Origin of the sequence: Pseudomonas sp. Sample_16, assembly GCF_004307665.1 — a bacterium.
GTDB lineage: Bacteria > Pseudomonadota > Gammaproteobacteria > Pseudomonadales > Pseudomonadaceae > Aquipseudomonas.
In genome coordinates this window covers 50161-59439 of the sequence record NZ_RCOB01000176.1, presented here as the reverse complement: position 1 = coordinate 59439, position 9279 = coordinate 50161, and the positions used below count along the sequence as shown (strand labels likewise).

The following is a 9279-nucleotide window of genomic DNA, read 5'->3' as shown; positions in this document are numbered from 1 at the left end:
CTTCTGGGCGGGACCGCAAACCATCTCCCGGCGTATGCGAAATGGTGAGGTGCCGGTCGAGGCCGGCGTGCGACAGGGCGCCAAACGCCTGCGTCTGGGGTTCACCAGTGAGGACTTCGGTTACTCGATCAGTCTCGGCCTTCCTGAATCCAACGGCCACTTCATGCTTCCAGGGCACGACACGCCCATCCCTTCACGGTTCAGCCTCGATCCGCAGATCAAGCGCGAATGCATCTGGAACGGGGCGTTCTATCGTCCGGCAAGTCTGTTGGTGGATCGCGACGGCCCGATGATCCGCAGTCGGGCCGATCGTCAATGGGATGTACTGGCACAGCACACCCCGAATTTCGACAGTCTTTTTGATCAGGTCGGCAGCTTGCGCACCTCGCCGGAGGTTCTGGAACTGCGCGAATTCATCCGCCGCTGGCGCTTCTACGATCACTTTCGCAGTGACGTCGACGCACCAGTGCGCCAACCGCAACTGGGCACCCGTACGCCGGTTCTGCACCACGACGGCCGCGACCTGGCGGCGGCGTTGCAGACCATTATCGAAATCGGCGACCCCGAGGCATTGCGCGATGCGATCAGCGATGCATTTCCCGGTGCACGATTGCACATCGAACCGCTCGCCGGTGGCCGCTTCGCCATCGAGTTTTATCAGGAAGGATTGTTGCGCCCGCTGTCCGCCGCCGAACTGTCCGACGGCACACTGCGCTATCTGCTGCTGGTGGCGGCGCTGCTGACGCCACGCCCGCCGACGCTGATGGTGTTGAACGAACCGGAAACCAGCCTGCATCCGGATCTGTTGCTGGCATTGGCGCGGTTGATTATCCGCGCCTCCGAGCAGTGTCAGGTGTGGGTGGTGTCCCATGCCCGACGGCTGATCTCTGCATTGCAGCAGGACCCGGAATGCAACTGCATCGTGCTGGAGAAAACCCTTGGCCAGACCGGGATTGTCGGGCAGCGGATGTTGGACGAACCGGCGTGGTATTGGCCGGATTGAATGACAGGTGTCGAGTTGTTCTAAAAGGATCGGCGGATTTTCATGGCACGCCCGGGATTCTCGACTTGACTGTCGAAACCCATGTTCAAGTTGACATCGGTTCGATGTCTGACTGTTGGAACCTGAAAACTTTCAAAGCCAATCGGCCCGGGCGAACGAGGCGGAGCTGAAGGAATCGGCGTGCCTGGCGCTGCGGGCGGACTTACCTGCGGGTTTCTGAAGGGACCTGATTTTACTCCTCTGTAGGCAACCTTCACTGCTTCAGCCCGGTTTATCCTGTAAGCACGAAAGTTGAAGGACACCGCAGTTGCTGTAGCGGCAAACGATAAAGCGCTGAAGGCGGCCATGATCGCAAGCAGGGGATCCAGGGCTGAATTATCCGGATCCGCGGCAGCGATACTGGACCTCACGAACCCCGTCCCGGCACCGACGAATCCTGTCACAGCCCCTGTCATACCTGCGTACTTGGCGTGTTTCGAGACGGTTCCAGAGGCCGTGCTGCTAGCGACTTTTGCATTCCTGATAGAGAGCCTTGCCGAGTAAATTCCGACAGCGCCCGACACCAGACCCAGCGCAGACATTGCGACGAACATCCACGATTGCCAGTTTGGCTCGCCCGCATGCCCCGTCGGATCACTGAAATTCACCGGATCCCCCAGGCAATACGCATACGGATTCAACCCGCCCCGCCCAAACGGACTCAGACTGTCCGGGCTGTTGAAGCGCATCAGCACCGGATTGAATGCACGATGACCATTGCCCAGCAAATAGTGGCCGGTGACCGGGTCACCCCTTTCGCCATTGAAACCCAGAAGACTGCCGAGACCGCTTTCGACCCGGCGATGGCCGTAGGGCGAATAGACCTGCCGTAGAGGTGGATGGGTGAGTTGCTGAATGGATCGTTGGTGGTCAGTCGCCAGCAATCGACTCGCAACGTCATCATGATCGCGACGTTGCTCCGCCAGCAGTTGCGATTCTGTTTGAAACACACTCTGGCTGGTGCAGCCTTGCAATTCCGTCACCAAATGTTGGTGACGATAAAATCGCTGCATTTTTTCTTGCCCCAATGGCTCCAGCCCGATCAGCTGATCCAGTGCGTCGTAACCATAGCGGCACAAATATGTGGTCATCGTCAGCACCTCTGTTCAATGATCGTAGCTTGAAACGGCCGGAGGATTCGGAACAACTGGCAAAAGTGCTAGTAATTGAGGAAAAGTGTTTGGCCTGTTTGCCGAGGCGGCGTAAGACGGCTATTTTCCTTTACGCCGTAGGAAGGATCTATTTTTCGATTTGCCCCTCCAAGGACGGACCGTTATTGGCCAGACTCCCTGGCCGAACACTCACAAGGAAGAGAACATGGCAGATGCAAAAGTGCTTAAACCCATGAATCCGCAGGACATCGTAAAGTTATTGGTCGCGTTGCGCAGGGCGTTGCTGGCCAGCACTGCTTGATTTTCAAACTCAAAAAAACGCCGACGCTAGCGCTAGCCGTCGGCGTTGGAAACCTTGAAGGGTTTACCTCGCGAATCAGAACGCCGGCAGTACCGCGCCGCTGTACTTCTTCTCGATGAATGCTTTCACTTCCGGGCTGGTCAGGGCTTTGGCCAGTTTCTGGATAGCGGCACTGTCCTTGTTGTCCTCACGGGCCACCAGGAAGTTCACGTAAGGCGAATCAGCACCTTCGATCACCAGGGCGTCCTTGGTCGGGTTCAACTTGGCTTCCAGCGCGTAGTTGGTGTTGATCATGTCCAGATCAACTTCCTTCAGAACACGTGGCAACAGGGCCGATTCAAGTTCCTTGAACTTGAAGTTGTGCGGGTTCTTGGCGATATCTTTCGGGGTCGCCAGGGCGTTTTTCGGATCCTTGAGTTCGATCAGACCGGCTTTCTGCAGCAGGATCAACGCACGACCGCTGTTGCTGCCTTCGTTCGGGATAGCGATGGTCGCGCCGTCAGGCAGCTCGGCCAGGGTTTTGTATTTGCTCGAGTAGCCACCGAACGGTTCAACGTGCACACCTTGCACGGTGACCAGGTACTTGGCTTTGTCATCCTTGTATTTGCCAGCGTTGAAGCTGTCCAGATAAGGCTTGGTCTGGAAGTAGTTGGCATCCAGGCGCTTTTCGCCAACTTGCACGTTCGGCTGTACGTAGTCGGTGAAGACTTTGATTTCCAGGTCCACGCCTTCTTTGGCGAGGGTTGGCTTGATCAGCTCAAGGATTTCGGCGTGTGGCACCGGGGTCGCGGCAACCACCAGTTTCTCGCCAGCCTGGGCCAGGCCCGCGGTCAGGGCAGCCGCCAGTGCGGTGAACAACAGAACCTTTTTCATGCAGTGTCCTTATCGAATATCACAGTCGCTTGTGGCGACGGCTATCAGTACGTGTGCCAGTGAAGTGCTATCGCTGGCGTGAAGCGGACAATACCGGGATTTTTTATTCCCGAACAATAACCTTTATTCAGCTTCATATTCCATTTTGTTCATACAGCTCTAGCCCGCGCATTCCCTTGGTTGCGAGCCTGCTCGCGAGGGTCGCCAAACGATAACGCAGGGCTCCTGAGACTCTGCGGCGTTCTCGGGTTACAGGAGGCCAGCCTGCTTAAGTATTTGTTTCAGGGCGGCTTTTTCAGACGCGGAGCCCTTGTCGAGTATCTGCTGGAGTTGCCGTTCAATCTGCGCCAGCCCTTCATCCGGCAAATTCAAATGCTCCGGCAGAATCTCGTCGCCGGTACTCACCAGCAAGGCAAAGTGAATGACATTTTCCAGTTCGCGGGTGTTGCCCGGCCAACTGTGTCGCTCCAGCACGTGTTGCGCGGTTTCGCTGATCAGTGGCACCGGCAGATCGAGGCGTTGGCTGTAGATACCCAGGAAGTATTCGGCCAACGACAGAATGTCGCCGACCCGCTCGCGCAAGGCTGGCAGTTCGAGCTGCCCCTCGCTGAGGTAGTGATAGAGCCGCTCATGGAATTTCCCGGCGGCAACCGCCTGGGCCAGATCGATGCTGGTGGCCGCTACCAGACGCACATCTACCGGGCTCGGCTGCTGGGCACCAACGCGTGTCACTTCGTGGTTTTCCAGCGCGGCGAGCAGTTTGATCTGGATCGGCAGCGGCAAGTCGCCGATCTCGTCCAGGTACAGCGTGCCGCCGTTGGCCGAACCAAACCATCCCGCGCGACTGCTCGCCGAACCGCTGTAGCTGCCTGCGGCATAGCCAAACAATTCAGCGTCGGCGTAGGTCGGGCTGATCGCGCCGCAATTGACCGACACAAACAATCCGCCACGATCGCTGGCGCGATGGATGTGCCGCGCCAACAATTCTTTACCGCTCCCCGTTTCGCCACGGATCAGCACCGAAATCGAGCGCGGTGCCAGTTGTTCCAGCTCCTGGCGCAATTGCCGGGAGCGCGGATCGACGAACACCAACGCCTTGGCGCGAATGCTCAGGGGACTTTTTTCAGCATCGGGAAAGGTCAGCAGCGGCTGACCGAAGGTTTCAAAGCTCATGGCAGACTCCCGCCCAAAACCGCCGGGAGACGGGGGCGTTAACTAAGGAAAGTGTTCAAGCGCGGCGCAGGGCGTGTTGTTCCATGCGGTTTTGCAGGCGATAGAGATAGGCAAACCCCTGCTCCCAACGCTGATGTCCGGACTTGACGTTGATGTGGCCGGCACCTGCGAGGATGCCCGCTTCGGCTCCCCAATTGCGCGCCAGCTCCAACGCTCGCGATGCACTGACGGCACTGTCGTTATCGGAACTGACGACCTGGCTGGGAAATGGCAGCAGGTCAGTCGGAATCGGTGCGAAATTACGCAGGGCCGGCGCACAGGCCGGACGCTCGACGTCTGCCGGTGCGACCAGCAAGGCGCCGCGCACCTGCCGCAAGAACTGCACGGGCGCCGTCGCAGCCCAATGGGCGACGGTGATGCATCCCAGGCTGTGGGCAATCAGAATGACCGGAGTGCTGTCAGCCGCGATCGCCTCAGCCAAGGCCGCTACCCAGTCTTCGCGGCGCGGTGTCAACCAGTCGGCCTGTTCGACCCGTGCGCTGTTCGGCAAACTTTTCTGCCAATGGCTTTGCCAATGATCTTCTGGCGATCCTTGCCAGCCCGGCACAATCAGGTAGCGAATCGATTCGTTGCGCATGGGGAACTCTCCTGCTGCGTGTCTGTTCCCGATCGAGTATAGGGAGGAGAGTTATATTCGTTAAGGAATAAGAAGCTATTTATTAAGGCCTGATTGGAATATAAAAACAATTGGTGGGTTGGTGTTTCTTGCGGAATAAAAAAGGGGCCGCACCCTGCCAAGGAGACGGCCCCCGGAAACTCAAATTCTGTCAGTGCTGATCAGCAACACCGGAAGCCGATGATTGGCTAAAACGGTTATCCAATAAAGGAATATTTGATTACTTTGTTAGCACTTGATGACATAAGGCGATCCTTCGCCGGGCCTCCTTCCTGCGTCATAACCTAACGTCCCTTTGGGTCAGATTTATGACGAACGAACAGATTTGAGTTTCCTGTGTAGTGCTCACACCTGAGCGGTTCGCACTTGCTGTGGTTCTGTAGTTTCCTTGCGCACAAACCGGTTCGCCCGGCCGAAGGTGCCGAGATCGTTGAACCGCACCCCCATCTCGCGCATTACTTTGTGACCAACCGGCACTGTCAGCTGGCGGATGTAGAACGGCTCCTTCACCACAAAATGATGAATCCCGTGGCTGCTGCCGAAATTGAAGCAGAATGCCTGCAACGGCCATAACCACCATGCATTCAGCACTTGGGTTTGCTGCATGACGTTGCCCGGTTCCACGTCGCCGTAGTAGTGCATGTTCGAGCTGATGAAGTGCAGGCAAAACGTGCGCAGTACATTCGGGCCGATGATCACGACTGCCGCGATGTCGATCACCTGCATGACCGACAACGTCGTCGCCGACCAATCGATCGGCGTGCCTATCAGTTGCGCAATGCCATTGGCCGCATGAAAACCGAGAAACACATACCACGCCCCCCAATGCACCAGCGCCAGCGGTGCATAGACCTTCAAGGTGCGCTTGATGATGCTGAACTTGTGTGCCCATGTCCTGGCTCGCAACATGCGGATAAACGCCGACATGATGTTGTCGCCAATCATCAAGAACCGGGCGAAACCCCATGGCTCGCCGTTGGTGATCGCGCGCTCTTCCATGTCGTTTTCAGAGCCGGAAAACTTGTGGTGATTGAGGTGCAGGTGACGGCGAATCCATGGGTTGATGGTGCTCGGGCGGGCCAGCCACACCAGCCCCATCATCAGGTTGTGCGGCACCTTCTGTTTACGGAAGTACATGCTGTGAATCAGATCGTGTTCCAGCTCATGGGTCAGCGAAGCAAAAAACGCGTTAAGCAACAGGCACGCCCACCAGGCCATGTGTCCGCTGATGTAGAGCGCTGCCGAACCGATCATGCCGGCCAATGCGAACGCCAGAATGCTCGCACCGATAGCGTCCTGATGCTTGAGAATCGGGTAGCGCTCCCGCAGTTCGACACCCTTGGCCAGCACCACTTCGCGAATATGTGCCGATCGTTGAGCAGCATTCAGTCGTTGGGGGCTTGCAGAAGTACGGTCCATGCTTCCATCCTCTGGTTATTGATGTTCGCATCGTGCCTGCCGCGCCCCTTTGCAGCGGTAGCCGTGAACGCCAACCTGTTGACCGGAAGCGCCAATCAGCATGACTGAACCGACCTCACTCGCCAGCTGGACCCGCGCCTTGCGCAAGCAACTCGATGCACTGGGCGTCGACAGCACCAGCCTGTGCCGGCAAGCGGGACTCGATCCGCAGTTGATGGAGGACCCGAACGCGCGTTATCCGTTGTCCGGAACCACGCGTCTGTGGGAGTTGGCGGTACAGGCCAGCGGCGATCCGGCGCTTGGTTTGCGCGTATCGCGCTTCGTCAGCCCGACCACCTTTCACGCCCTGGGCTATGCGCTGGTGGCCAGCGGCAGCCTGCGCGAAGTATTCGAGCGCATCGTGCGTTATCACCAGGTGGTCAGCGATGCCCTGGAACTGGAGCTGATCCGCGACGAGGATCGCTACCGCTTCCATCTGAAAATTCCCTGCGGCAACCCGGCCCCGGCCTTCGAAGCCATCGATGCGTTCATGGCGATTTACGTGCGCACCTGTCGCAATCGCCTGGGCCGGGATTACGCGCCACTGGCGACGTACCTGCGGCGCCCGGAACCGGCAGACGCGCACCCATGGCATAAAGCCTTTCGCTCACCCGTGTACTTCGGCGCCGAGGAAGATCGGCTGGAATTCGCCCTTGTCGACTTCGACAGCCACCTGGATGACGCCAACCCGGAGCTGGCCGAGCACAACGAAACCGTGCTCAAACGCACCCTCGCGCAACTCAAGCCGCTGACATGGGAGCGCAAGGTCCGCGACGCCATTGAAGAACAACTGCCCGAAGGCGAACCCAGTGCCGAACACATCGCCAAGGCCCTGCACCTGAGCCTGCGCAGCCTGCAAAGGCACCTGGCGGACGAAGGCTGTCGCTTCGATACGCTGCTCAACGAAAGCCGCGAGAACCTTGCCCTGCTGCACCTGCGCGACCCGCAGGTTTCGCTGAGCGAGATCAGTTATCTGCTCGGATTCGCCGACACCAGCAGCTTCAGCCGCGCGTTCAAACGCTGGACCGGGATGACACCGGGACAGTTTCGGGATGGGTTGCGCTGATTAGTTTTTTACCAGACTACGCGCAATGCCTGCTTGCCACTGCTCCAGCATTTGCGCGCCTATCCGGGCAAAGGAACCGTTTGCCTTGATATGCTGGACCATCTCGTCCATCGCTACTTCCATACCATGGCCGACTTGTTGCAGTAACTCGTTGCAGCGCCCTTCGGTCAAGTTGCAGGCAGACCGACCAAAGCGCATCAGCATTTTGTACTTTGGCCACGCCTTCGATCCCCCCAACAGTAACGCCATGCTGTCGGCCTTGATGTAGACCGACGTAGTGATGATGTCGTAGGTAGGGGCCAGACTGATTTGCGCATCGGCTGCGCAATCCTCATAGAGAACGCCAAAGTTTTTCAGGTGCGCGTCGCCGTTCTTCAAACCCGATGAAAGTGCGACGATTTTGAAAAACGACTCAAGCGCCTGATTGAGCATTGAAGGAGAAACGAACGCTTTGATCTGTCTGGCAATACCTTCATATGAGCCGTCGTATTTGGCTTTTGAAGGCCAGGCGTTAAGCACGCAAAAATCCTCGAAACCCAAATAACCTTTGTCGTTCAGGTCGAAGCGTTCAACGATCAGGAATCTACCTTGATCACTCAGTTCAAACTTCGGCACCTCAAGCCCCGAGTGCAATGCAGCCCGCATGCAGAAATATTCGTTTGCAGCGAGTTGCGGGTATTGTTCCGGGTGAAAGGTTTTAACCAGATGTGTCGCCCCCCGATGGGACAGTCGATCGATGGTTGACCCGCTATCACGAATCAGAACTTTCGGCTGCACACCGGAAACGCCCGAGTACTGGCCATACGTGTGCAAGAGGTCGTCGAACAATCCTTGCGCACCATCATGCACAAGAAGGTCCGCCAAGCTGGTTTCAGGTGGCTGGTCGAGCCCGTCCTGCGCCGGTGAAATGCTCACTCTGCCGAGTTGGTGCGGGCCGACGATAGCAAGCATCGAAAAGTCGTCAAAGCCTCGGACAGCCTTGCTGAAACGACGAGTCAACTCATCGCGCAAAGCCCCCTCCGGCAAGTTCATCTCGAAAACCGGAGGAACACCTGGCTCCCACGCGTAGCTCTCCAGGCGTACCGGCATGATCAAAGAAACGGCATCTTGCTCTGATGCGTTTTCGGCGTAGGCAAAAACGCTGTCAGCGGACGATTGGCCTCGACCAAGAATTCCGACGGCATTGCTGGAAACACTGATCGCCAGCCGATCCCTTTGCTGCAGCTCAACCATGGAAGTTCACCTTTTTCAGGCTATCCAGTGTCGGCCGCTTCGATTGCCGCGGTACGGCGGTAAGTTCATAACCAAATCCGTTGAGGATTGCCTCGACCTTGCGCAGGCCAATTTCGGAGAGGGTGTTGTTTTCGATTCCAGAGATAGTCGCACGGCTCATTCCGTACTGCTGTGCCAGTGCCTGTTGGGAGAGTTTTCTTTCTTTGCGTAAGGTTCGGATCAGCTCACCCAGATTTTCCATAGTGCTACCTTGCCTCGTATACAGTGCAAAATTGAAATTTGTCACACTTTGCATTGTATTTAATGCATCTCCGAATTAAAGTCCAGCCGCTTTTTTACCCACAC

9 protein-coding genes are annotated in these 9279 nt (G+C 57.3%); 2 read left to right on the top strand and 7 right to left on the bottom strand.

Going from position 1 to position 9279, the window contains the following annotated elements; genetic code table 11:
- Window positions 1-1003, top strand: a 1003-nt coding sequence (locus D8U69_RS23515; protein WP_130908231.1) for an AAA family ATPase, incomplete at its 5' end; no start/stop codon positions are given.
- 20 nt (window positions 1004-1023) lie between these two features.
- Here D8U69_RS23515 and D8U69_RS23510 read toward each other — a convergent pair.
- From D8U69_RS23510 to D8U69_RS23490, 5 genes are all read right to left on the bottom strand, one after another.
- The gene (locus D8U69_RS23510; RefSeq protein ID WP_130908230.1) at window positions 1024-2133 is read right to left on the bottom strand and encodes an RHS repeat-associated core domain-containing protein; all 1110 of its coding nucleotides are present in this window, start codon (window positions 2131-2133) and stop codon (window positions 1024-1026) included.
- A 397-nt stretch (window positions 2134-2530) separates the two neighbouring features.
- Window positions 2531-3328 carry a MetQ/NlpA family ABC transporter substrate-binding protein gene (locus D8U69_RS23505; RefSeq protein ID WP_056852077.1) on the bottom strand — a complete coding sequence of 266 codons (798 nt, stop codon included), beginning with the start codon at window positions 3326-3328 and terminating at the stop codon, window positions 2531-2533.
- A gap of 249 nt (window positions 3329-3577) precedes the next feature.
- Entirely contained in the window at window positions 3578-4501 is a 924-nt protein-coding gene (locus D8U69_RS23500; RefSeq protein ID WP_056852076.1) for a sigma 54-interacting transcriptional regulator, read from the bottom strand.
- 55 nt (window positions 4502-4556) lie between these two features.
- Window positions 4557-5138 (bottom strand): alpha/beta hydrolase, encoded by a 582-nt coding sequence (locus D8U69_RS23495; RefSeq protein ID WP_130904514.1) that lies wholly within the window; start codon window positions 5136-5138, stop codon window positions 4557-4559.
- Between the two features lie 384 nt (window positions 5139-5522).
- Window positions 5523-6596 (bottom strand): fatty acid desaturase, encoded by a 1074-nt coding sequence (locus D8U69_RS23490; RefSeq protein ID WP_130908229.1) that lies wholly within the window; start codon window positions 6594-6596, stop codon window positions 5523-5525.
- Between the two features lie 100 nt (window positions 6597-6696).
- On the opposite strand from D8U69_RS23490, the gene D8U69_RS23485 reads away from it, so the two are divergent.
- Complete coding sequence (locus tag D8U69_RS23485) at window positions 6697-7701, top strand: AraC family transcriptional regulator (protein WP_056852073.1); 1005 nt, start codon at window positions 6697-6699, stop codon at window positions 7699-7701.
- Here the strand turns inward: D8U69_RS23485 and D8U69_RS23480 are convergent, their stop codons facing one another.
- Together D8U69_RS23480 and D8U69_RS23475 are read right to left on the bottom strand one after the other, a co-directional pair.
- A complete protein-coding gene (locus D8U69_RS23480; protein WP_130908228.1) occupies window positions 7702-8934 on the bottom strand; it encodes a type II toxin-antitoxin system HipA family toxin in 1233 nt (410 codons plus the stop codon).
- Window positions 8927-9175 carry a helix-turn-helix transcriptional regulator gene (locus D8U69_RS23475; protein ID WP_056852071.1) on the bottom strand — a complete coding sequence of 83 codons (249 nt, stop codon included), beginning with the start codon at window positions 9173-9175 and terminating at the stop codon, window positions 8927-8929. The genes D8U69_RS23480 and D8U69_RS23475 overlap by 8 nt, the downstream gene beginning before the upstream one ends.
- Between the last annotated feature and the right edge of the window lie 104 nt (window positions 9176-9279).

Excerpts from the sequence above, each read along its gene's own strand:
- D8U69_RS23510 (WP_130908230.1), bottom strand. The coding sequence starts at position 2,133 with ATGACCACATATTTGTGCCGCTATGGTTACGACGCACTGGATCAGCTG.
- D8U69_RS23505 (WP_056852077.1), bottom strand. The coding sequence starts at position 3,328 with ATGAAAAAGGTTCTGTTGTTCACCGCACTGGCGGCTGCCCTGACCGCG.
- D8U69_RS23500 (WP_056852076.1), bottom strand. The coding sequence starts at position 4,501 with ATGAGCTTTGAAACCTTCGGTCAGCCGCTGCTGACCTTTCCCGATGCT.
- D8U69_RS23495 (WP_130904514.1), bottom strand. The coding sequence starts at position 5,138 with ATGCGCAACGAATCGATTCGCTACCTGATTGTGCCGGGCTGGCAAGGA.
- D8U69_RS23490 (WP_130908229.1), bottom strand. The coding sequence starts at position 6,596 with ATGGACCGTACTTCTGCAAGCCCCCAACGACTGAATGCTGCTCAACGA.
- D8U69_RS23485 (WP_056852073.1), top strand. The coding sequence starts at position 6,697 with ATGACTGAACCGACCTCACTCGCCAGCTGGACCCGCGCCTTGCGCAAG.
- D8U69_RS23480 (WP_130908228.1), bottom strand. The coding sequence starts at position 8,934 with ATGGTTGAGCTGCAGCAAAGGGATCGGCTGGCGATCAGTGTTTCCAGC.
- D8U69_RS23475 (WP_056852071.1), bottom strand. The coding sequence starts at position 9,175 with ATGGAAAATCTGGGTGAGCTGATCCGAACCTTACGCAAAGAAAGAAAA.